The sequence below is a fragment of the Coriobacteriia bacterium genome, from assembly GCA_013334745.1.
Classification (GTDB): Bacteria; Actinomycetota; Coriobacteriia; order Anaerosomatales; family JAAXUF01; genus JAAXWY01.
Genome location: JAAXWY010000015.1, coordinates 1 through 23,746, shown reverse-complemented (window position 1 = coordinate 23,746; position 23,746 = coordinate 1). Strand labels below are relative to the sequence as shown.

At 63.9% G+C, this 23,746-nt stretch carries 21 protein-coding genes; 17 read left to right on the top strand and 4 right to left on the bottom strand.

Annotated elements, in window-relative coordinates; translation table 11 throughout:
• The 3 genes from HGB10_05625 to rfbD are packed head-to-tail and all read left to right on the top strand — an operon-like array spanning position 1 to position 2,379.
• Positions 1-465 carry a dTDP-4-dehydrorhamnose 3,5-epimerase gene (locus HGB10_05625; protein NTU71280.1) on the top strand — a complete coding sequence of 155 codons (465 nt, stop codon included), beginning with the start codon at positions 1-3 and terminating at the stop codon, positions 463-465.
• A complete protein-coding gene (rfbB, locus tag HGB10_05620; protein NTU71279.1) occupies positions 462-1,484 on the top strand; it encodes a dTDP-glucose 4,6-dehydratase in 1,023 nt (340 codons plus the stop codon). Before HGB10_05625 ends, rfbB begins: the two co-directional genes overlap by 4 nt.
• Positions 1,477-2,379, top strand: a complete 903-nt coding sequence (gene rfbD / locus HGB10_05615) for a dTDP-4-dehydrorhamnose reductase (protein ID NTU71278.1) — start codon at positions 1,477-1,479, stop codon at positions 2,377-2,379. The genes rfbB and rfbD overlap by 8 nt, the downstream gene beginning before the upstream one ends.
• Here the strand turns inward: rfbD and HGB10_05610 are convergent.
• From HGB10_05610 to HGB10_05595, 4 genes are read right to left on the bottom strand one after another with little or no spacing between them, the layout of a single operon-like run.
• A complete protein-coding gene (locus HGB10_05610) occupies positions 2,376-3,281 on the bottom strand; it encodes an ABC transporter ATP-binding protein (protein NTU71277.1) in 906 nt (301 codons plus the stop codon). The two genes, rfbD and HGB10_05610, sit on opposite strands and share 4 nt — an antisense overlap.
• The gene (locus HGB10_05605; protein ID NTU71276.1) at positions 3,278-4,090 is read right to left on the bottom strand and encodes a hypothetical protein; all 813 of its coding nucleotides are present in this window, start codon (positions 4,088-4,090) and stop codon (positions 3,278-3,280) included. The genes HGB10_05610 and HGB10_05605 overlap by 4 nt, the downstream gene beginning before the upstream one ends.
• Positions 4,087-4,887, bottom strand: coding sequence for a hypothetical protein (locus HGB10_05600; protein NTU71275.1), 801 nt, complete (start codon positions 4,885-4,887; stop codon positions 4,087-4,089). Before HGB10_05600 ends, HGB10_05605 begins: the two co-directional genes overlap by 4 nt.
• Positions 4,888-5,277, bottom strand: coding sequence for a transcriptional repressor (locus HGB10_05595; GenBank protein NTU71274.1), 390 nt, complete (start codon positions 5,275-5,277; stop codon positions 4,888-4,890).
• A 201-nt stretch (positions 5,278-5,478) separates the two neighbouring features.
• On the opposite strand from HGB10_05595, the gene HGB10_05590 reads away from it, so the two are divergent.
• From HGB10_05590 to HGB10_05525, 14 genes are all read left to right on the top strand, one after another.
• Positions 5,479-6,423: a LysR family transcriptional regulator gene (locus HGB10_05590; protein NTU71273.1), complete on the top strand. Its 945-nt coding sequence runs from the start codon at positions 5,479-5,481 to the stop codon at positions 6,421-6,423.
• Positions 6,420-6,662, top strand: coding sequence for a DUF3343 domain-containing protein (locus tag HGB10_05585; GenBank protein ID NTU71272.1), 243 nt, complete (start codon positions 6,420-6,422; stop codon positions 6,660-6,662). Before HGB10_05590 ends, HGB10_05585 begins: the two co-directional genes overlap by 4 nt.
• Before the next feature lie 200 nt (positions 6,663-6,862).
• Entirely contained in the window at positions 6,863-7,735 is an 873-nt protein-coding gene (locus tag HGB10_05580; protein NTU71271.1) for a hypothetical protein, read from the top strand.
• 26 nt (positions 7,736-7,761) lie between these two features.
• Positions 7,762-8,787: a hypothetical protein gene (locus HGB10_05575; protein ID NTU71270.1), complete on the top strand. Its 1,026-nt coding sequence runs from the start codon at positions 7,762-7,764 to the stop codon at positions 8,785-8,787.
• A 50-nt stretch (positions 8,788-8,837) separates the two neighbouring features.
• On the top strand, positions 8,838-10,160 hold the full coding sequence (locus HGB10_05570) for a hypothetical protein (protein NTU71269.1): 1,323 nt from the start codon (positions 8,838-8,840) through the stop codon (positions 10,158-10,160).
• 60 nt (positions 10,161-10,220) lie between these two features.
• Positions 10,221-11,801: a cytochrome c3 family protein gene (locus HGB10_05565; GenBank protein NTU71268.1), complete on the top strand. Its 1,581-nt coding sequence runs from the start codon at positions 10,221-10,223 to the stop codon at positions 11,799-11,801.
• A 145-nt stretch (positions 11,802-11,946) separates the two neighbouring features.
• A complete protein-coding gene (locus HGB10_05560) occupies positions 11,947-12,957 on the top strand; it encodes a tetratricopeptide repeat protein (GenBank protein ID NTU71267.1) in 1,011 nt (336 codons plus the stop codon).
• Between the two features lie 47 nt (positions 12,958-13,004).
• Complete coding sequence (locus HGB10_05555) at positions 13,005-14,519, top strand: hypothetical protein (protein NTU71266.1); 1,515 nt, start codon at positions 13,005-13,007, stop codon at positions 14,517-14,519.
• 481 nt (positions 14,520-15,000) lie between these two features.
• A complete protein-coding gene (locus HGB10_05550; GenBank protein NTU71265.1) occupies positions 15,001-16,386 on the top strand; it encodes a hypothetical protein in 1,386 nt (461 codons plus the stop codon).
• A gap of 25 nt (positions 16,387-16,411) precedes the next feature.
• Entirely contained in the window at positions 16,412-18,433 is a 2,022-nt protein-coding gene (locus tag HGB10_05545) for a nickel-dependent hydrogenase large subunit (protein NTU71264.1), read from the top strand.
• Positions 18,434-18,453: 20 nt separating this feature from the next.
• Positions 18,454-19,725, top strand: a complete 1,272-nt coding sequence (locus HGB10_05540; GenBank protein NTU71263.1) for a cytochrome c3 family protein — start codon at positions 18,454-18,456, stop codon at positions 19,723-19,725.
• Positions 19,726-19,872: 147 nt separating this feature from the next.
• On the top strand, positions 19,873-21,246 hold the full coding sequence (locus HGB10_05535) for a hypothetical protein (GenBank protein ID NTU71262.1): 1,374 nt from the start codon (positions 19,873-19,875) through the stop codon (positions 21,244-21,246).
• 3 nt (positions 21,247-21,249) lie between these two features.
• Complete coding sequence (locus tag HGB10_05530) at positions 21,250-22,002, top strand: hypothetical protein (protein ID NTU71261.1); 753 nt, start codon at positions 21,250-21,252, stop codon at positions 22,000-22,002.
• Positions 22,003-22,023: 21 nt separating this feature from the next.
• Positions 22,024-23,746, top strand: a 1,723-nt coding sequence (locus tag HGB10_05525; GenBank protein NTU71260.1) for a hypothetical protein, incomplete at its 3' end; no start/stop codon positions are given.

The following is a 23,746-nucleotide window of genomic DNA, read 5'->3' as shown; positions in this document are numbered from 1 at the left end:
ATGATCGACGGCGTGAAGGTCAAGACCCTCCAGGTCCACACCGATGAGCGCGGGCTGCTCATGGAGATGCTGCGTTGTGACGATCCGGACTTCCAGAGCTTCGGCCAGGTCTATGTGACCATGGTCAACCCCGGCGTCGCGAAGGCGTGGCACTACCACAAGAAGCAGACCGATCACTTCGTGTGCCTCGGCGGCACGGCGAAGATCGTCTTGCACGACACGCGCGAGGGCTCGCCCACGAAGGGCGAGACCAATGAGTTCGTCGTGGGGTGGGACAACCAGCAGCTCATCATCATCCCCAAGGACGTCTACCACGGATTCACGGCGGCCGGTACGCAGCCCGCGTTCATCGTCAACATCCCTACCGAGCCCTACAGCAGTGCCGACCCCGACGAGTACCGGCTCGCCTACGACGACGCCACAATCGGCTACGACTGGGGTCCCGACGTGGTGATGGGCGGATGAGACTCCTCGTCTGCGGCGGCGCCGGGTTCATCGGCAGCGCATTCGTGCGGCGCTCGCTTGCCGCGCATCCCGACTGGGAGATCGTCTGCTTCGACAAGCTCACCTACGCAGGCAACCTCGACAACCTCTGCGACGTCGCCGACGACCCCCGCTACACCTTCATGCGCGGTGACATCTGCGACCGCGACGCCATCGACATCGCGCTCGATACGGGTGGCGGCGTGGATGCGATCGTCAATTTCGCCGCCGAGACGCACGTCGACCGCTCGATAGCGGATCCCGAGGAGTTCCTGACCACCGACATCCTCGGCACGCACACGCTGCTCGAGGCGGTGCGCGAGCGGGGGATATCCCGCATGGTGCAGGTCTCCACCGACGAGGTCTACGGCTCGACCGAGACCGGCGCGTTCGTCGAGAGCGATCCGATCCGGCCGTCGAGCCCGTATTCGGCGAGCAAGGCCGGCGGCGACCTGCAGGTGCTCGCGTACCACACCACCTACGGCACGCCCGCGATCATCACCCGCGGCTCCAACACCTACGGTCCGTACCAGTATCCCGAGAAGCTCATCCCGCTGTTCGTGACCAACGCGATTGAGGGAGGCAAGCTGCCGCTGTATGGCGACGGCCTTAACGTCCGCGACTGGCTGCACGTCGACGACCACGCTGACGGTATCGCGGCAGCGCTGCTCAACGGCACGCCCGGTGAGGTCTACAACATCGGCGGCGGCAACGAACGCACGAACCGCGAGATCACCGAGATCATCTTGGGCGAGCTCGGACTTGAATGGGCCGACGTGGTTGAACCGGTCACCGACCGTCCCGGCCATGATCGCCGCTACGCGCTCGACTGCGCCAAAGCGCGCACAGAACTCGGCTGGGAGCCGGTCGTCGAGTTCACCGAGGGTCTGCGCGAGACCGTCGGGTGGTACCGCGACAACGAGTGGTGGTGGAGCAAGATCAAGCACCAGACCGCCGAGTTCGCCGACTGGCGCACGCGTTGGTACGACGAGCGTGCCTGAGACCGCCTCGCCGGGCCGACCGGCGTATCTGATCGCGGGGTCGGGCGGGATGCTCGGCACCGCGCTGCAGCGCATCCTCGCCGAGCAAGGCCGCCGATTCGAGGCACCGCCGGAACGCGAGTTCGACATCACCGGCGCCGGCACCGTGGCCACCCGGGTCTCGGCCTTCGCCGATTCGCTCGCGCCCGATGAGCGCGGTGTCCTCGTCAACGCAGCCGCCTACACCAACGTCGAGCGCGCGGAGAGCGAACCCGACATCGCGCAGCTCGTCAACGAGACCGGCGCTGCGCTTCTCGCGACCGCAGCGGCAGACTACGGCCTCGCGTTCGCGCACGTGTCCACCGACTTCGTCTTCGACGGCACCAAGCACGGCGCGTACGTCGAGTCGGACCCGGTCAACCCGCTCTCGGTCTACGGGCGCACCAAGCTTGCGGGCGAGCGCGCAGTCGCGTCCGTCTACCCCGAGGCGCTCATCGTGCGCACCGCGTGGGTGTTCGGCGGCAATGGGGCGAACTTCCCGGTCAAGATCCTCGAGGCGGCCCGCTCGCGACCCGAGCTAAGCGTCGTCACCGATGAGATCGGCTCGCCCACCTACACGATCGACCTCGCACGGGGAATCGTCGCGCTTCTGGACGGGGGAGCGGCAGGCGTCTTCCACCTTGCCGGCGCCGGTTCGTGCTCGCGCTTCGAGCTCGCAGCCGAGACGCTGCGCCTCGCCGGTCTCGCGACGCCGATCGCGCCGGTGACGAGCGACGCGTTCCCTACGACGGCCGCTCGCCCGGCGAACTCGGTGCTCGACTGTTCCAAGGCGGCGGCCCTCGGCGTCACGATGCGCGACTGGCGCGACTCGCTTGGCGAGTTCGTCGCCGAGATCGACGCCGCCGTCCCGCGCTAGCCGGCCGAGCCGCCGTCTTTCCACTGCGCCAGAACGCGTGCCGCCTCGTCGACCGAGAGCGCCGGCCCCGGCGCACTGCTGTCGCGCTCGGCGAGCTCGGCGAACAGCTCCGCGAGGATCGGCGGCTTGATGTTGCTGCGCGCGAGCACGTCGGCGTTCGCGAAGACCTCCGCGGGTGTGCCGCTCAGCGCGATCTCGCCGCCGGGCTTGAGCACGTATGCGCGCTCGGCGAGTTCGTGCACCGAGTCGATGTCGTGCGTCGACATCACCACGGTCACCTGCTTCTCGTGCGCGAGGCGCTCGATGAGTGCGACAAGCCCCTCTCTGGCGGCCGGGTCGAGTCCCTCGAACGGCTCGTCGAGCACGAGCAGCTCCGGTTCCATCACGAGCGCGCCGGCGAGCGCGACCTTGCGCTTCTCGCCGCCGGACAGGTCGTGAGGCACGCGGTCAGCGAGCTTCGCGATGCCGAGCAGGTCGAGTGCGGCCTGCACTCTCGTGGCAACCTCCGCCTCGCCAAGCCCGAACTGCCGAGGCGAGAACGCCACGTCGTCGAAGACCGTCGGCATCAGCAGCTGCTCGTCGACGTTTTGCAGCACCACGCCTATCCGGCTACGTATCGCCGACCACTCGACGGCCGGGTCGACGCCGAACACGCGCACCGTGCCCTCCTGCGACCGCAGCAGCCCGAGCACGTGGAAGAGCAGCGTCGTCTTGCCCGAACCATTCGGCCCGAGCAGGACCGTTCTCGTTCCGCGAGCTGCGACGAAGTCGATACCGCACAAGTGCACGCTCGTGCCGTCCTCGTAGCTGTGGCGCACGCAACTCACGCGCACGACCTCATCGGCGGTGGGCTCGCTGTGCATGTGGCCGTGGGCGTGCGTGGCGTCGGAATGCGCGGTCATCGGTCGACCTCCGGTCTCAGGATTCTTACGAGCGCAGCCACTCCGAGCAGCGCGAATGCGGGCAAGGGCACGAGCCAGGAGTACGGATTGAGCGTCTGCCAGCCCAGCCGCCACGCGAGGCTGGTCGCGAGGGCGGCGGCTGCACCCACGAGCAGCGCCCCATCGAGCAGCGGCGTCGCGGATCGGCGCATCGGCACCCGCAGGCGGCCGTCGTAGCCGCGCACGCGCATGATGTCGTAGTCGCGCTGAGCCAGGTCCAGGGCGTAGAGGAGGAGCGACCCCAGCGCGGCGGTGGTCGCTCGGGCCATGCGCACGGGGTGCGTTCCGCGCAGGCCGGACCGTAGCCGGATGGCGGTCATCAGGCTCGCAAACTTGCCGAGCAACAGGAACGTGGTCCGGTACGTCATGAGCAGCGCATCGCCCACGATTGACGGCACGATCCTCTGAATGGGTGCGAACACCTGCGGGTAGGGGGTCGTCAGAATCACGGTGACCGCCGCGAGTCCTGCCGTTACCGCCTTGAGCACGATGACGGTCGCAGACAGCGCGTCCGGAGCCGAGGCGAAGGCGAAGATGAGCGCGAACACCCCGGGGTAGGCCGCTAGCACGAACGCGAGGCGCAGGTCCACCCTCGCCGAAGCCACGCATGCGATCAGCGCCACGAGCAGTCCCGCGACGACGAAGAGGTTCCAGCTCACCACCACAGCGGCGATAAGCAGCACGAACGCTGTGAGCTTCGCCACCGGAGAGACCACATGGAGCCAGCCGGAACCGCTGACGGCGGAGCGGTCGATGGACCCGATGTTCATCGGCGCATCCCCCCGTCGCCAATCATGCGAGACTCTCTGCTCGCGAGCGGCCCCTTGCTCAGAAGTGATGGCCGCACGCGCGCGATGTAGCCGAGTATCCACGCTGAGATCAGTCCCTCAAGCACCCAGCCGAGAGGCCCGAGCGTGTAGACGACCGCGGCGAAGCGGGTCACCGATATCGGCGCGGCGCCCGCCTCGGCTTCCTCGCCGCCGGCGAACAGGCCGGTAGCGAACACGCCTCCCGAGAGGGGGTTGGCGAACGTCAGCGTCGCGGGATCGAGCGCTCCGGTCTCTCGCTCGGTTGCGCGTGCCGAACCCGACAGCGCGACCAAGCCCACGAGCAGCGTGGTCGTGGTCGCGAGGGCTAGCACCGTCGCGATGAATGTCGCCGGTCGCACGCGCGTGGGCATGAGCGCCAGCATCCCGCGGACGAGCGCCCACCCCACGATCATCTCGCCGGCGATCATGAGCGTGTTGAGCCCGAGTACCGTGACGCCGCCGTGGCCGAGCATCGCGAGCACGACCTCGACGATGAACGCCGCGATCACGGAAAGCACCGGGCCCAGCAGCACCCCCGCCACCACCGTGAGGTTGATGTGGTAGGCGAGCGGGACGATCTCGCTCGACATAGCCACCAGCATCAGCGCCGAGACGACGGCGAGCAGCGGCACCTTGCGGCGCACATCATCGCGCTCGGCGAGGCGACCGGCCACGAACACGAGCGCGAGCGCCGCGGCCCAGCCGAGCACCCACAACCAGGTGGGCAGCACTCCATCGGGAAGGTGAATGTGCGACATCTAGTGCCCAGGTCCGGCGTCGGTCGCGCACGTAGGGCACAGGCCGTACAGCGTGACGTCGTGACGAGTCACGACGAACCCGCCCACGTCGTGCGCTCCGGGAGCGATGGTGACAGGGCACTCGGCGATCTCGGTTCGTCCGCACCCATCGCACACGATGTGGTGATGATGGTGGTCGCCCGCCTCGCAGCGCGCGTACAGCACGCTTCCCCCGCGTTCCCCGACCCGCTCAAGCCATCCGCTCGCGACCATCGCGTTCACGGCGCGGTAGACGGTCGCCACCCCGGCGTCGCAGTGCTCACGGCGACACGCCGCGGCCAGTTCATCGACGCTGAACGCTCCAGTCATGCGTGTCGCTGTCGCCGCGATCTGCTTGCGCTGTTCGGTCATTCGGCCCGATCCGTAGGCCCTACGGGAACCCGCCATGTCATCCTCCAGTCGCTCACTCACGACGAGTATACCGCTACATGAGAATGATTCTCATGTGCGAGATGAATCCGTGTGGTGACAGGGCCGTGGCGATAAGTCATGCTTATTGCCTGGCAAGCCAACCCGATACGAGTTCGCTGCGGCGAGCATCAGGGAGCTACCGTGAACATCTCGCAATTGCGTACGTTTCTCGCCGTGATCGAGCACGGGTCATTCTCGGATGCAGCGAAGGCCCTCGGCATCTCGCAGCCGGCGGTGACGATGCAGATCCAGTCGCTCGAGGGTGACCTGGGTGTCACGCTCCTCGACCGTCGCTATCGCCGCATCGACCTCACCGAGGCCGGTCGTCTACTCGTACCGCATGCGCGCAAGACGGTCGCCGAGGTTCAGAGCGCACGCGACGCCATCGAGCAGCTGTCCGGCGAGGTCGGGGGCAGGCTTGAGATCGCGGCGAGCACCACCCCGGGTGTCTATGTCGTCCCGCGCCTGCTCGGCGCCTTTGATGCGCGCTACCCAAAGGTGGACGTTAGTGTGTCCGTCCACGACACGGCTGAGGTGGTGGAACGGGTCGAGGACGGTCGCGCACAGTTGGGGGTCTCCGGAGCGATAGTCCGCAACGCGAAGGCGACGTTTGACCGTATCGCCGACGACGAGCTCGTACTCATCAGTCCGCCGGATTCGCCTCTGGCTTCGCGCCCGGGACTCACCGCCGACGATCTCGCACACGCCGAATGGATCGTGCGCGAGTCAGGCTCGGGCACTCGATCGACGACCGAGCGCGCGCTGGCCTCCGCCGGAATCGACCTGACCGCGCTCAACGCCGTGGTTCAGCTTGGTACCGGCGAAGCGATCGTAAGCGCGGTGGAGGGCGGTCTGGGCATCGCCATGGTTTCTCGGATGGTGGCCGATAAGGCACTTCGGCTCGGAAGCGTCATACAGCTACACCCTCGCGGGCTCAAGGTGGTCCGGCCCTTCTTCGCGGTCATGCCGAAGGGTACCCCCACCAGGGCCGCCTCGGCGTTCGCCGCGTTTCTGCACGATGCGCTCGAGGGGGGCGAGGTGGGTGTGGCCCCTGCGCCCGGTACCGGTGCCCGGGTAGGCGCGTGACCCGGCAGCCTCGGCGGTTCGTGGTGCTCGGCTTCGGCTCAACGCATGACGCGCTCGACGCGGAGGCGCTGCTACTGGACCTCGGCTTGGCGGTCGTGCCTATCCCCGCGCCGCGAACACTCGGTGCGCTTTGCGGTATCGCGCTGCGACTTGAGCTTGCCGATGAAATGCGCGCGACCGGCTATCTGGCCGCCGCAGCCATCGCGACGACTGGCCGAGCCGAGCTCGAAGACGTCTGACCGCACTGGTCGCAAGGTGCATCCGGGTGTTTGACACCCCCTATTCAGGGTGCCTAGTATGGCTGGTATTGCAGTCAGAAGCCCTAGGACGTTCCGCACGTGCCCGGCAATCGCATGCGGAGAGCTGTCGATGACGTCCAAGGGGTCCATGCCGTCCCGGTTGAAGGCCGACGGCGCGATCAGGGAGTAGGGGGTTTCAGTTGTTAGGGCTGACACAACTGAACGTTTGGATCGACGTGGTGTTCACGGTGCTCTACGTGATCATCGTCGTCGCGCTGTCGGGGCACTTCCTCGGCAATATCCTGACTGGCCGCGCCAAGAGGCGCTTCGTGCAGTGGGAGTGGCCGCACCATGAGGGTGGACCGATACCCGCGGCCCCCAAGATCATGCACTTCCAGCACGTTGCAGCGATGATAGCGCTGGGTATCTCGGGCATGTACATCCGCTTCCCGTTCTTTAGCGGAGGCCGTACGGCCATGAGATGGGTGCACTACGTTGCAATGATGATTGTGGTTATTAACCTGATTGTGCGACTTTGGTACGCCTTTGGCTCTGCTCGTCGTGACTACCGTGAGTTCGTCATCACGAAGCGCGACATCACTACCGCCCCGAAGGTCATCCTGTACTACATCTTCGTGAAGCCCTCCAAGCCGCATCTTGGCAAGTACAACGTCATGCAGAAGATGACCTACATTCTCTTCGTGCCGCTGCTGATCGTTCAGGCCTTCACAGGATTCGCGCTTCTTACGATGAAGATTCCGGTTATCGGCATGTCGCCGAGGGATCTGCTCGTCGGATGGTGGCTCGGTGCTATGCTCGGCTCGACCGACATGGCCGGATGGTGGGCGCGCACGGCGCACTACCTCATCAACTGGCTGTTCATCGTGTTGACAACGATCCACGTCTATCTCTCCGTCACCGAGGACTTCCCCGCATTCATGGACTTCTTCGGGCTCAGCTTCCTGGGACCCTCCCATGATGACGATGAGCATGGCGGGGACGAGCATCACGAGGAACCTGATTCGGGCGAGGCCGAGGCGATTCCTGCCACGGTGTCCGCCGAGTCGGTCTAGGCCGCAGGCCAAACGAAAGGCCCTGAATGAACGTGCGCCACGCAGTCGTCGTCGCAATGCTTACAGCAGCTCTCGTGCTGTCGGCTTCGGCGTTTGCGAGCACGGCGACCGTGACCCCCTCGAGTGCGCCCGCGACGCAGGCCTCCGTGCCGGCGACCTCTGCTGGCGTGGTCGTGAGTCCGCCCACGACCATCACTCCGGAGCCGCGCACGACACCGTCGCGCACCGCATCGGCGACGTATGACCTGTCGTGGACGCTGCCGACCGCGGGCAAGTCCGGGTGTACGGTCTGTCACAGCGATGTCGACCTCGTCAGGGTCCAGTCCGGACAGACCGTGAGCCTGTATGTGAACACCGAGATCCTCGAGCAGTCGGCTCACAAGGGTGTGCCGTGCACGGGGTGTCACATCGACTTCGCGTACAAGGTTCCCCATGCGAACGTGACTCAAGATGGACAAGCCTGGCGGGCGACTGCGAAGGCTGCATGCAAGAACTGCCACTCGAATTCCTACGCTGACTACACGAGCAGCGCGCACTCGCCCAGCGGCACGCCGGGCGATGCATCCGCTACCGTCGGCGCTCCTGATTCATCGGCCCCAGGTATGCCCAAGCCATTGTGTGGCGACTGCCACGGAGGACACAGCATCCCGGCGTCGAACAATGTCGAAGCGGTCAATGCGCTGCATCTCTCCGGACTCGAGATGTGCGGCAAGTGCCACACCAAGATCACCGGGAGCTACAACGACTACTACCATGGGTCGGCATACAAGATGGGTGCACCCGATGCCCCGGCGTGCTGGGATTGCCACGGCACCCACCGGGTCCTTCCGGCGTCAGACCGCGATTCGACCGTGCACGAGGATCGCGTCATCGAAACCTGTCGCGAGTGCCACGCGGATCCGCGTGATGGCTACATCGGATACCGCGACCTGGTTCACGGCAAGCAGGCGGTTCTGGATGCCAATCCCGTCTACTCGGTGATCAAGTCGGCACAAGAGGCCGTCGGTTCTGCGTTCGGCTCGTTCAAGGAACTGTTCAAGAAGGGCGACTAGCAAGTGGTCGGTGCCGTCCCGGCGTCGACGGGGAGAAGGGGAACTCACGGATGCTTCGCATGATCAACACGCGCTACAGCAGGCTGATCGCACTGGCGGCGGCCGCGCTCGCGTTCTCCGCCGTCGTGGCGTCGGCGGGCGTCGCGCTGGCTGCGGATCCCAATGCGCCGCTTGACGCCGCTGCCACGGCGCAGCTGTTGCAGCAACTGGGTTCCTCGCAGGTAGACGAGGCCGTTTGTACGAGTCTGTGCCACGGCAACATCGCGGCCACCAAGAACTACGCGGCGGCCATCAAGTTCACCCACGGTAACCACATCATCGTGCAGTGCAGCTCCTGCCACACCAAGTTCCCTCATCAGCAGGCGGGTACGGCCCGTCCCACGATGAAGGGTTGTTTCGACTGCCACGGACTGCGGCACGGCTCCATGGGCGAGATCGCCAAGGGCGAGTGTGAAGCCTGCCATGTTACGCCGAGGTGGCAGATGACCTGCCCGTACGCCAAGGACAACACCGACTGGGCCGGCAAGGGCCACGTCGAGCTCGGTGACAAGAAGAACAACACCGAGTGCATGCGGTGCCACACGGAGCCAAACTGCACCACCTGCCATGACCAGAAGGGCGTCGTGTGGACACCGGCCAAGGGCTGGGACTACGACGCGGGCAAGGGCTGTCAGTCCTGCCACGGTAGCTCGAACCTGCTCAAGCAGGACAACGGCATCGCGAAGTCTTTCCAGGTGTCGGGCATCGAGGACTCCGTTCACCGTGAGATCACCTGCCAGCAGTGCCACTCGGACTATCGCTACGACGACAAGCCGTCCGCGACCAAGCTGTGGAATGTAAACGCTGGTATCGCGTGCGGTACGTGCCATCAGGCGTCCGACAAGGACAGCAGCAAGGCCGCGGTCAAGGAATACAACGAGTCGATCCACGCCGAGAAGATCCGCGAAGGCGAGTACAAGTCCGCCACCTGCGGATCGTGTCACGGCGGCCACTTCATCTACGCGCTCGACACCGAAGAGGCGAAGTCCCGGATGCATGCATCCGCTCTGCGCGTCTGCGCGAGGTGTCACACTGAGCAGTACGCTTCGTATGACGACTACTATCACGGTCGTGCCTACAAAGAGGGCGCACCCGATGCGCCGGCGTGCTGGGAGTGCCACGAGCAGCACAAGATCCTCCCCAAGGCGGATCCGGCCTCGAGCGTGTCGGACAAGAACGTCGGCACTACCTGCGGCCAAGAGGGTTGCCACAAGGGCTCGACCGAGCAGTTCGGCGCCGACGCCGGCCAGCTCATTCACCGCAAGATCGAGGCCCAGCAGTCGAATCCGATCGTCGAGTTCTTCAATAGCATCTTCAACAAGAAGAGCAGCTAGATCAGGGAGCCTGACCACGGCGTGATCTGCAGCGCACATATCAGAAGATCAACATGGGGGGTGGCCGCGTTTCTTCTCGCGGCCGCCCTCATGGTTGCGCCCGCAATAGCCTACGCTGCTTCCCCTGAGATACCGGCGACACCGCCGATCGACACAGCTGCGCCCGTCGACAAGACTCAGTGCGCCCCGTGTCACCTCGACTTGGGCGACGTGAATCAACCCGGGCTGATCTTCAGCCACGGTAATCACCTGATGGTCTCCTGCGATGCCTGTCACTCACGGATGCCGCACAACCCCAGCGGTACCGAGACTGTGCCTATGGAGGTCTGTTTCGCATGCCACGGCGTCCAGCATGGTCCCCAGGGCGAACTCGCTACTTCAGAGTGCCTGAAGTGTCACACGAAGTCCTTCGAACTCAGGCCCGAGAGCCACACCAAGGACTACGCCGGGAAGCCCCATGCCGACGCATCCAGAGAGCTCGGCGTGAATGGCTGCATGATGTGTCACAAGGCGCCCGAGGACTGCGACGCCTGTCACGAGAAGAAGGGCCTTGGGATTCCCAAGATGCCCAACGCGTACGCCAACGTATTGACGGATAAGCCCAAGCCGCCGTCGATCAAGGTGTTCCCGGATGGGCCGACCACGATGGCGCAGTGCAACTACTGTCACCCCGACCTCGACGCCATAACTCCCGGCAGACTGATCTTCGCGCACGCGGCTCATCTCCAGCGCAACTACAAGTGCAACGTGTGCCATCCGTCGTTTGGGCACAGCGGAAGCGGTTCGTTCAAGCCTGACATGCTGTCGTGCTACCGCTGTCACGGTCTGAAGCACAGCCGGCAGGGGCTCGTTGCCGGCGAGGACTGTGGCAAGTGCCACCCCAAGGGATTCGATCTCGTCCCCAAGAACCACACCGCCGCCTTCAAGAAGGGCAAGCACAAGGCGATGGTCGACAAGAACGCCGAATACTGCGGCATGTGCCACAAGCCGAATTTCTGCGTCGATTGTCATAACGGCCGTGGGACGACGCCAAACGCCTCACCCCAACCGGTCATCCCTGATGATCACCGTGACGCCAGTTGGCAGAGCAAGCACGGCAAGCTCTTCTTGGAGAAGAAGGGTGCGTGTGGCGCATGCCACGACGGCCCGTCGTGTCAGCGTTGTCACAAGACCCCGGTGCCACACCCCACCAACTGGATTGAAAACCACCGACCGCCCGCGGGCACGGCCGCCAGTGACTGCAACGTGTGTCATCGTGATCGCGGCAAGTGCCAGGCGTGTCACCACGGCTCGGTCAAGAGCGCCGAGCTCATCCAGAAGAACTGCGCACGTGGGCCGGGGATGAAGGGCTGCCACGTCGAGATGATGCAAAGGCCCGGCACCGCTATCAAGAACAAGGGTTTCGCCGAGCACGCGGTGCATTTTGACGTGAAGAAGAAGAAGGGCCACCCGTATCGCTGCTACGAGTGCCACACGGACTTTGGGTCATCGGCTGCGGCACAGAAGCTCGAAGCGCAGCAGGGCCATGACCTGAGGCTGTGTTACAGCTGTCACGGTACCCTCGATCCCTTCAGCGTACAGATCGCGCCTTACAAAGGTTCGTCGCTCTGTTTCCGTTGTCACACGGATCTGACTTTCTAGAGTTCTTGTGGAGTCATGACCGCGCGAAGGTGACAGTTGTTACAGTAGGCACCGCATCTGCTAACCGAGAGTAGCGTCCGGACCCGCCCCGGCAGGCGGTAACGTACTGATTCGACTCGACTAAGACGTAAGGGGTTCATGACACATGGCTGACCCGCGAGGGTTTGACACCGCACTCAGGACGGCGATCGCCGTGCTGGTGGTCGCTATTCTCGGTCTCGGCGCATGGTTCGGGTACAACGTGTACACGGACCGCAAGCTCGCCGAGCAGTCGACCCCGGCGCTCAGGCTGCTCGGGTCGATGAAGCAGCAGGTATCGAGAAACCCCAACGACGCAGGTCTACGAGTACGGCTGGGGGAGGCTTATGCGGCCGCCAACCAGCCGCAGAAGGCCATCGAGCAGTTCAACGCTGCGCTCAAGATCTCGCCGGAGCACACCGGGGCGATGATGGATCTCGGCTACATCGCCGCATCCCAGAACCGTCCCGATGAGGCCCGTACGTACTACCAGAAGGTTATTGACCTGACCGCCGGCGCCGAACTGGCCGACGTCAGCGACCGCCGTGAGCGAGCGTTCTATCAGCTCGGCCTGCTCGAGTTCGGCGCAAAGAACTTCGACGCGGCAGTCGGCGATTTCAAGTCCGCGCTGCGCATCCGGGATGATGCGTCGGATACCTACTACTACCTCGCACACGCGCTCTATAAGCTCGACCAGAACGACGAGGCGATGCGCAACGTTCAGATAGCGCTCCAGTTCGACCCCAACTTCTCACAAGCGAACTACTTTCTCGGCCAGTTGTATTTTGAGGCCGGTGACCTGGTGAACGCCTCCTACTATGCGGGCAAGTCTGCTCAGCTGACGCCCGACGCCCCCGAGCCGGAGGCCCTCCTTGCCAAGATCGGCAATCCTGTCGAGCTCGTCGAAGAGGCCAAGGCGAAGGCGGAAAGTGACCTGGACGGCGCGATCGAGTCGGTGACCATCGCTTCGAATCTGGATCCCATCAACCTCGAAGCAGCGACTCTCAAGGCCGAGCTGTTGCTCAAGGCCGGCGACAAGGCCGCAGCGCTCAAGGCGTACCAAGCCGCCTCGGAGCTCGATCCGGGCAATACGGCCATCGCCGATGCGATCAAGAAGCTGAAGTCCAAGCAGAAGTAGCGGCAATCCACACGAAGTCCGAACCGGCGTACGCAAGGAGCGCGCACGTGACCAAGAGAACCGTCCGGCTGATTGTAGTTGCGGCCATCCTGCTGCTGATTCTGGTGCTATTGGGTGGCTACTTCTTCTTCTACAAGTCGACCAAGAAGCTCTCGTTCGACCTGACGGCCGATACGGGCGGCGGTTTCATCAACGCTCCCACCTTCCTGTACGCCTTCAGCGGAGTGGGCACCGAGCACCTGCAGCGCCCCATCGGGATCGCGTATGCGAACGGCAAGGTGTACGTCGTCGATACGCAACGGCCGGCGATCAACATGTTCGATGAGGCGGGCAAGCAGTTGAGCTCGTTCGGTGCGAGCCAGACTGCGAATCCGCTGTACACCGCCGTGAACCCCAAGGACAACACCCTCTACGTCACCGACAGAGGAAAGCGTAAGGTCCTCAAGTTCTCGCTCGACGGAAAGTACCTTGGCGAGTTCGACCCCAAACTCCCCAAGGCCGAGCGCCCCAAGGGGCCGTATCAGTGGGCACCGCTCGCGATAGGGTTCGCCCCCGACGGAACCATGTATGTGACCGAGGTGCTCAAGGGCCACAGGCTTCTGATCTTCGGCCCGGATGGCAAGTTCCAGCGGTCGGTGGGCAACCTCGGCATCATCGCCGATCCGGCGAAGGCGCCGAACGTCTTCCAGTTCCCCAACGGGTTGGCGGTCAGTCACGGTGAACTCTACGTGTCCGACAGCAACAACCGTCGCCTGCAGGTGTTCACGCTGGACGGCAAGTTCAAGCGATTCATCATCACGGAGGGTCTCCCGCGAGGCGTCGTCGACCTTGAGCGGTTCCTAGATGACCCCAAGGACAAGGACATCGTCCGCATGGCGGTCGTCGACACCCTCGCCCACTACGTCACGATTTGGGCCGGGCAGGACGGCAAGAAGATCGTCAGCTTCGGCGAGCAAGGCGCACTCGACGGCCAATTCAGCTATCCGAGCGCAATCGCCCGCGGCACCAAGAACAAGTTGTTCGTGACCGATAGCGCCAACGGTCGGGTCGAGGTATGGGGCTGGGAGATGCAGGCTGCCGCGCTGCCGATCATCGGAGCGCCGACCAATCTCGCCTGGTGTTGCCTTCCGTTCCTGTTCCTGCCACTGCTGCTCCTCTTCCGCAAGCGTCGCTTCTTCGCCACCGCCGACTTCGTGGAGCGCATGATCGAGCTCGGTGAGGTCGACCTCATGCCCGATCGCCGCCGCCAGTGGGTCACGCTTGAGAGCGAATTCGCTGCGATACAGGAGCTCAGCACCGAGAGCATGGACTTTGAGAGCATGTTCGAGATAACCGAGTACTCCGAGTCCGATGCCAAGGCGCTCATGGAGAAGTACGAGATCGACTTGAACACCGCGTCGATACTCGCGGCGGCGCAGCGCGCGGGGCTGTTCTGCACCGAGCAGCCGGACTATCGTCGTTTGGCGCGCACCATGGAGATTCCGGTACTCGACGCTCCGGGCTTCATCGAGAAGTTTGCCAAGCGCAAGGCCCAGGCGCCGAGCGACGACAGCCAGGCTTAAGCACCCGTAACCGATCCCCGCACCGTGCGCGCAGCGCGGTGCGGGGATCGTTGCATGTCGGTCCGAAATGGGAGTGCAAAGAGAGCATTTCGAGTGGTCACGGCATGTGCGCAGCCTGAGTGGGAACTATGAAGAAACCGTGTGAAATCGTATTGACGGAGCGTCGCCAAGAGAGTAGTTTGTCGTTGTAACTTCTGTTACAAGCCCCTTCTGGCGTACTCAGGAGGCGGAGCACCTAGATTGATGAACCACCGGGTTGGAGCCGGCACGAAGACCCGATCGTGGCACGAGACATCTGAGCCCAGTGCGCTCGCACTGCGGAGAGAAGTCACCACACGCCAAGGTCTTCTCCACTCCTCCCGGATCCGGAATGACGGAACCGCAAAGGAGGTGTTTCCTGTTGCCGTCGTCCGGGACTTTAGATTTGTGCTTCTAGCACGCGCGTTTTCCTGTACACGAGCCTGGTGAAGGAGGAAAGAATATGGCTATTACCAGGCGACAGTTTGTCACCCGCATGGGTGCGCTGGCCGCAGCGGTTGGATTTAGCCAAGCAGACGTATCCCGACTTTCGTCGGCGTTTGCTGGTAATGACACCGCCTTTGGTGGTACGGACAACAAGCCTCGCGTCATTTGGATTCACGGCGCAGAGTGCACCGGTTGTTCGACGTCGCTCCTCAGCATTCTTGAGGGCGCCAATATGAACCCGATCTACGGCAACGACGCTGTCACGCTCTACAACGCGGATCCCGCGAAGAGTGCGTACAACCTTGCCGGCATCAACGCCACGGTGGGCACCGAGCTCTTCTCGCTGTGGAGTGGCACGACGAACCTCATCGAGGGCGGTCCGCTGATGAACATCGCGGACGTCGTCATCGACGTCGTCGACCTTCAGTACCATGAGACGGTCATGAGCATGGGTGGCGACCTTGCAGCGAAGTGGCTCGAGGACTTCGTCGGTCACAACACCCTTCCGTTCGTTCTCGTAGTCGAGGGTGCCATTCAGGAGAAGTCCGACGGTGGCGCGTGGGGCGACGACGCCGCCACGAGTACCGCCATTCCGTGGTGCTCCATCGGTTGCTCGGATGACTTCACGCTGAACGACACCACCAATGCTGTTGCATCCGGATTCGAGAATGACTTCACCGAGACGTTCTCGGCGCTGGCCATCAAGAGCAGCTGCGTCGCGATCATCCCGATCGGTCAGTGCGCTGCTTACGGCGGCTACCCGGGCTGCAAGCCCCCGATCACCGATGCCGTGGCCGGCAAGGCCAACACCGGCTTCGACCCGAGCCTCTCGCAGACCGGCGCCATGGGCGTCGGCGCGTACCTGACTCGCGACCTTGCCAGCGGCCCCGAGATTGCTGCCGCAGCCAAGGTCATCAACGTTCCTGGTTGCCCGACGAACCCCTGGTGGTTCGTTCTGACGGTCGTTCTGTTCCTCATCGACTACCGCAACGCCGGTGTCCTTGGGAACCTCGATCCCGTCACGCACCTTCCGCTCGCATCCGCTGTCGACGCCGGCGGCCGTCTGAAGATGGTCTACCCGCTGTCCGTTCACAGCGCGTGGTGCCCGCGGTACCAGTACTACGTCCAGGGAACCTACGCCAGCAAGCCTGGCGATGCCGGCTGTCTCCAGAAGCTCGGCTGCAAGGGTATCGCGACGAACTCGTCCTGCGGTGAGCACGGCTGGAACAACCAGCAGCCGGGCAACGGCGCGTATGGCCACAGCGATCTGAACCACGGTCGCCTTGTGGACAACGGCGTCGGTGGCGGCGGTCACTGCACGCAGTCCGGTCATCCCTGCATGGGTTGCACCGAAAAGGGCTACCCGGATCAGTTCGTGCCCTTCGTCAACCTGAATGCCTAGAGAAACCGAAAGGAGGGCAACCTAAATGACTAACGTATGGAACAGCGCGGCTACAGCTCGCCTCGCCGTTACGTCCGGCGCCGCGCACGAGGTCGACCCGATCTCCCGCATCGAGGGTCATCTCGGCGTCAAGGTAGTCACCGACGCCACTGGTGGCATCATCGACGCGAACGCGCACGGCAACCTCTGGCGTGGCTTCGAGAACTTCCTTCTCGGTCGCGACATCAACGACGCAATCACGTTCGTACAGCGTATCTGCGGCGTGTGCCCGGTTCCTCACGGCATGACGTCCACGTACTGCGTCGACAACGTCCTCGGCTACAGCCGCGGTCACATCACCTTCGCCACCGCCGCAGAGCCGTCCGGCTCCTACGGTGCCGCCGGCACCTACGGCGTTCCGGCCAAGGCAGTCGTCATCCGCAACCTGGTCATGGCGTGCGACTCGATCATGTCGAGCATCACGCACTTCTATCACCTGGCTGCACCGAGCTACGTTCAGGGCCCCAACATTCCGCCTTGGACCCCGTACTTCGACGCCACGTACTACGCTGACGTTCTTGAGAGCAACGGCGAAGCCATTCCGAAGATCGGCGCGATCAACGGTTCTGGCAGCGTTGGCCTGTGGGACGCCGTCATTCTGAGCTACGTCAAGGCGCTCCGTGTCCGCCGTCTCGTCTTCGAGGCCGGCGCACTGTTCGCAGGTCGTATGCCGATGACCTCGTGCTACACCGGCGGCGGCGTCACGAACGACAAGACCGAGGTTCTCACCAGCCGCATCGCTCGCTTCGAGACCCTGATGACCGAGGTTGGTCGCTTCGTGGTCAACGAGTATCTGCCGATCGTTCTGGCCCTCGGCGCTCTGTATCCCGAGTTCGATAGCCAGACCAACGTTCTCGGTAGCATCAATGGCGTACCGCGCGGCTTCGGCGCCGGTCTCGGCCGCTTCCTCGCATGGGGCGCGTTCCCGGGTACCGACGGTGCAGGCACGCTGGCTTCTGCCGGTGGCGTGTTCGACACGAACACCACCCTGGCGGGCTACCCGGCGACGGAGGATGTCACCCACTTCCGCGTCACCAACAAGAGCGACGTCTACACGAAGTTCCTCACGGGCGGCACCTTCGCTGTTCCGGAGAACCTCACTGAGGACATCGTGAACTCGCGCTACGACGTCGACACCACGCGCGATGCTGCGGCCTACTCCGTGGCCAGCGGTGGCAACGACTTCACGACCGCGACGGCCGCCTATCCTGGCGCTGTCTCCCGCACGAAGCCGAACCGCACGAACGGTTACACGTTCATGAAGGCTCCGCGTTGGGCTGGTCAGGCTTGTGAAGTTGGACCGTTCGCCCGCCTCGTCGTTGCCGGTATCTACCCGGTCGCGAGCGGCCTGCTGTCCACCATTCCGGGCTACAAGGAGCTCTACACGGTTGACGGTCTCGGCGGCGGCGGTCTGAACACCGCCATCATCGCTGAGGACATCGTCTACGGTCTCTCCAACGACGGTCTTGTTCCGACCGTTGCTGGCTTCATCCTCGGTCTCCGTGGCGGCCTGTCGACCATCGACCGCCTCCGTGGCCGTGCGATTGAGACCCTCGTCCTGGTCCAGGCAGTTCTGGGCGCGGCTGGTCGCAACGATGCTGCTGCGACTCCCGCACTGCGCGTCACCTTCGCCGGTGGCGGCTGGCTCGACGATCTCGCGGCACTTGCTGGCACCGACACGTGGCGCCAGATCACTCTTCCGGTTGGCGAGCGTCAGGGCTGGGGTGCCAATGAGGCTGCACGTGGAGCCCTCATGCACCAGGCCACGATCGTCGCCGGCGAGATCACGAAGTACCAGTGCATCGTTCCCACCACTTGGAACGGCTCGCCCAAGACCGCTGCGGACTCCCGTGGCGCGATTGAGCAGGCCATGATCGGTGCGTCCTTCTCCGGCGCCGGTGCTTCGTTCACCGGTCAGGGCGGCGGCACCGTCACCACCGCTGGTGGCGTCGAGGTTCTGCGTATTGCACAGTCATTCGACCCCTGCATCGCTTGCGCGATACACTAACGAAGGCGGAGGTGATTAGTTTGAAGCGTTTTGCTCTCGTACTGGCTCTTTCACTGGCGCTGTCTCTCGTCTTCGTGGGGTCTGCCTTCGCGAACTTCGGTCCGCACGGTGGATACGCGACGGACACAGACTCTTGTGCCGGTTGCCACCGCGCTCACACGTCGTTCTCGCAGGTGACCTTCACCCCGAGCGACCCCGGCGTCGGCGGTGCCCCGTACGCGCTGCTTGTTGGTAGCGGTACGACCATCACCGAGTTCTGCTATGCGTGCCACGGCGACGCGGCACCTGGTGCCTCGACTAACGTCGAGAGCGGCGTGTTCGACGGTTCGGCTTCGGCTCCGGCTACCGGCGCCATCAATCCGGCCACGGGTACGCTTTACATGACGGACTCGACAGACCGCGCTCCTCTTAACGGCGGTGGCTTCGCCACGGTCGCCAAGGACTGGAACTGGGATAGCGCTGCTGTCACGAGCGCCAACTTCGCCGCTGCGACCTCCAACCACAACATGGATGTCAACGCTGTGATCTGGGGCTCCGGCGACGGTGCCAACGAGTCTGCGTTCCTGACCTGTATCAGCTGTCACGATCCGCACGGTAGCTCCAACTACCGCCTGCTGAAGGACAGCGTCAACGGCAACGCCGTCGGTGGCTACGACATCAACGGTGTTCCGAATGGTGCGTACGTCTGGTCGACTGAGACGGGCTACCCCGTCGCAGCCGAGAAGGGCTGGCTGAAGGGCAATGCCGGCGCTACCCAGATGCTCTCGTATGTGCCGAACTACACCAATGGTGGCAACATCAAGGCTACGGTCACCGGCTCCAAGTCGCTGTCCGCTTGGTGCTCAGGTTGTCACGAGGGCTACGACAATCAGTCGTCCGCCAAGGATTACCTCACCTATGAGGCCAATGGCGCTCTCGACATGAAGACCCGCCACCGTCACCCGGTCAACATCACGCTTGTCCAGGGTGACCCCATCCTCGCGATTCCGGCCCAGGCCGGAGCGGTCGTGAAGGCTGACCTCGATCAGCGCCTGCCGCTTGAGGCCGCCGGCCTCGCATCGGTTCGCCAGGATCAGGTTGGTTGCCTCACCTGCCACCTCGCTCATGGTAGCTCGCAGACCATGACCGGTTGGGCCGCTGCTAGCCTCGATGCTTCCGGTCTCCCGGTCATCGATGGCGTCGCTGGTGTGGATCCCGCCAAGTCCGCGTACGAGCCCGGCGGTGCCGCTGGCACCAGCGCCCTGCTCCGTGCCGACAACCGCGGCGTGTGCGAGCGTTGCCACAACAAGTAAGCTCGTGGCTGCATCGCACCTGACCTGATCGTAGGTCACAGAACGGTACGAATTGGGAGGGGGCTTCAGGTTCGCCTGAAGCCCCCTCTTACACGAAGCGATATGAAACGATGTCGCATCAGACGAAGTCTTAGGGAGTGAACGCACTTGACTCGAACGTTCGACGCTCACGAAGTCGTAGGCCGCTACTCGAAGCTGGGCATGTTGGCCAACCCGTTCTTTGGCTATGGTGCAGTGGCCGAGACAGCTGCAGGCATCGAGGTTTCGTCTGAGAGCAACATACTGCTGAGAGAGATCGCGCTTGCCCGAACGCAGGACGCGATCCGTCCCATCTGGGTCGACAAGTCGACCTCGATTCCTTCGTCGTATCACCTGAGCGCGGAGAGCCGCGTCGAGGAGATCCTTGCTCAGGACGAATCGTTTGGCGTGCTACACGCCTACGTTCCGCTGTTCTCCATGAAGTCGGGCGCCGTGCGGTCCACGCTCGGCCTGCTGTCCGAGCGGCTCGTGTTCCGCGGTTTTGACGAGACGCTGGCGCTCTACATCGACCGCATTCTCGATGAACCCGACGAGAGTCTGACCTCGTATCAGGTGCTCGGTCCCGAGGGGCTTTCGGAGTTTGCGAAGGCGTTTGCCGAGGACCGCCTCGCTACTGTGCACGCAGTGCTGGGAACCCCGGACTATGAGCGCAAGCCCGAACTCGCTCAGGTCGCCGACTGGCGCGTGCTGTCCATGGAAGGCGATGTGGACGAGGCTCCCGATGACATCGAGATCGACAACACCGTGGGCGAGGCGCCGGGAATTGCACTCGCGCTGCCCGAAGAAGAGACGCAGGAGCCCGTCCCGTTCGAGAACGTGGCCGACTATCTCATCGAATACACTCGCGAACACCTGTCACCGGTAATCGGCAGGGCGATTCGCGTCTACCAGAGCCGCGGCCTGACCGCCACGGCCGCTGAGTTCAAGATCACCAAGGCACCGCGTAAGACGCTTGCAGCGGTGGCGAAGCTCGCCAGGGTTCGGTACCAGAAGCTGGTCGTCATGTACGACGGCTTCGAAAACTGGCTCAACATCGACGCGGAACTGCGCGGCAAGATCGTCGGGCTTCTCAGCGAGATTCGCTGGTCGCTGGCTGACGATGCGGTGATGGTTTATCTGATTCAGCACGGTGCGGCGCCTGAGGTCGAGGAGACGTTCAGCTCCGGCACGAAACTGACGTGGGACTTCCCGGGCCTTCTCGAGATGGAGGCGCAGCCGGGCGCGATCATCGACAGTGTCGTGGACCGTTGGCTCGCCAACGCCGCCGCGCCGGGCGCCGATCCGCTCACCACGCAGACGCCCGTCGTTCGCGAAGCTATCGACGCCGCCGAGGGTGACGTTGACCTCTTCACTCGGATCGCCGCTACTGCTGTCGAGATCGCTGCCGATCAAGAGGCCACAACGCTCACCTCCGAGCACGTCTCGGCGGCGCTCGAGGAGCTGAAGGCCGACGAGGTCGCATCCGAGACGGACGCGGAGTAGGGCATGGCGCCGAAGCTGAGCGGAAAGGCGCTGTGGACGACGGCCGCGACGGTCGCCGTGCTGGCGGTCGTCATCATGGGGCTGGCCGCTTTCAGCCCGCTGCTCACGCCCAAGAAGAGCGACGCCCCGGTCATAGAGACCGGCGTCACCACGCCCCCTGTGGTTCCGGGGATGGAAGGAGTCGGGTCGGGTATCGCAACCGGCTCGGCCGCTGCGACGAGTTCAGCGCCGGGCACGTCGACGGGTGGCTCGACCACCTCGGCGGGCAACGGGTCGGGAAGCGGCGGTTCGGGCAACGGCTCCGGCACTGGTTCGAACGGGACGGTCGACGTCGACGCGTTCATGAAGCACTACAAGGACATGGCGGTGCTCATGCCGACGACGTTCCCAAACTTTACCTTCGGGCCGGCAACCCAGAGCACCGACGACATCGCGATTTCGGGGTCTCCCAAGTTCTCGGGAGGTCCCGCTGCGCGCATCATCTGGTCGATCAGTGACTATCGGACTGCGGCCAAGGCCAAGCGCTCAATCGGTCGAACGAGCAAAGAGCTGTTCCCGGAAGATGCCCGTTCTGTGACGGTGTACTCAACACCCGCCTATTTCGGCACCGACGGCATGAAGTTTGCGACTGTTGCCTTCGTAAGAGGTCGCTACAAGTTCGAGGTTCTTGTCACCGCAAACGGGGGCAAGCCCAAGGACCTGCAGAGCATGGCAGCACAGGCCGCCAAAGCCTTTCCGACATCGCCGGCACGATAGGCGGAATTGGGGTTTGAAGGCATGACCCGTTCGATCAAGGACGTGTGTTCACGCGTCGCTTTCGGCGCCTTGTTCGTCGCGCTCTTCATGTCCGTTGCGAGTAGTGCGAGCGCTGCACTGCCGGTGTTTCCCGCCGAGCGTATAAAGTTCGTTGACTGGGAGACGCCGGCGAGCTCGATCGCGGGAGTGAAGGTCAACCCCGTGCTGCCGGGTGAACCTGCGACCACTGCCTGGTGGGCCCGACAGACTCGGTCGTACAAGTACGGGCTGTATGGGTTCTACTGTGCGGCAGCGCCGACCGCCTCAACCGCCATCTACCCCGACGCGACTCGCGGCATTGCGTATCTCGATGTGCCCGAGCTGGCTGACTACTACAGCGCTGACGTGGTGTTCTGGTATGTCATGCGGGGACTTGGAAGTAACGACGAGCGCGCGTTTCGGATGGGATGGAAAGACGTCGCCGCGGACCGCTCGGATCGCTACGATACCTTCTCCGTTTCGACGAGTTGGCGCCTTTCTCCGACGATCAACGTCACCAACCCGAGCGACTCGGTCAATCTGTCGCGGCGCGCGGCCCAGATAAACCTGCAGTTTCTCGACAACTACTGGCCGAACACGAACCATGCCGGGCCGACCGTCGACGATCTCGCCGTGTGGGCATACAAGTACGGGCCGGTTGTGAGCATCAACGCAACGACGTTGGCTCCTACCGCCACGCTGCTGGCCTGGTCTCCACCGCGTACCAGTACCGGGTCTTCCGAGGCCGACACGCGGACCATCGGGTATCGGATCTGGCGAGCACAGAACGGGACCGATGTTTGGACGGAGCTGACGGCGACCGCTCGGGTCGTTGGAAACACCTACCTTGACCTTGGAGTTGTGGACGGGCTCGCCTACAAGTACGTCATCCAGGCGTGGGATCCTGACTCGGGTTCAGGTCGCGGCACCATGTCGAGCCCATTCACGTGGCCGTCATCCTTGACTGCACCCAGCGCGCCAACGCTTGCGAGTACGGCGCAACCGTTCGCATCGTCCGGGTCCTTTGTCCTTCCTCGATCTGCCGGCACCACGGTGGCCCTCGATTGCAGTCGCGACATGGCGAACGTCAGCAACTCGTTCGTCGCGGTTACGGCTGCAGACGGTTTGGTCTTCTCGGGCAGCATCCAACTCGCAGACCAGGGTATCTGGTATCTGCGCTCCAGGTACTCTGTACCTGGGCAGCCTGATCTGGTCTCGAACTGGCGCCAGGTATCCGCGCTGCCGCCCGCGTCCTCGGTCACGACGCCGAGTGCTCCGGTGCTTGCGAGCACGGCCGCTGGGTTCACCTCCACACTGACGGTACTGCCGGCGCACTCCGCGGGTGCCACCGTGGCCATCGAATGCAGTCAGAACCAGTCGACCGTCGCAACCACCGTGGTCGCCACCGTCGGCGGAGACGGAACGACGTACTCCGGCGATGTGAAGCTGCCGTCCTCGGGTACCTGGTACCTGCGCGCGCGCCATGCGGATTCCGATCACTATCCCACGACGTCGACTGGTTGGCGCCAGGTATCCGCGCTGCCGCCCGCGTCCTCGGTCACGACGCCGAGTGCTCCGGCGCTTGCGAGCACGGCCGCCGGGTTCACCTCCACACTGACGGTACTGCCGGCGCACTCCGCGGGTGCCACCGTGGCCATCGAATGCAGTCAGAACCAGTCGACCGTCGCAACCACCGTGGTCGCCACCGTCGGCGGAGACGGAACGA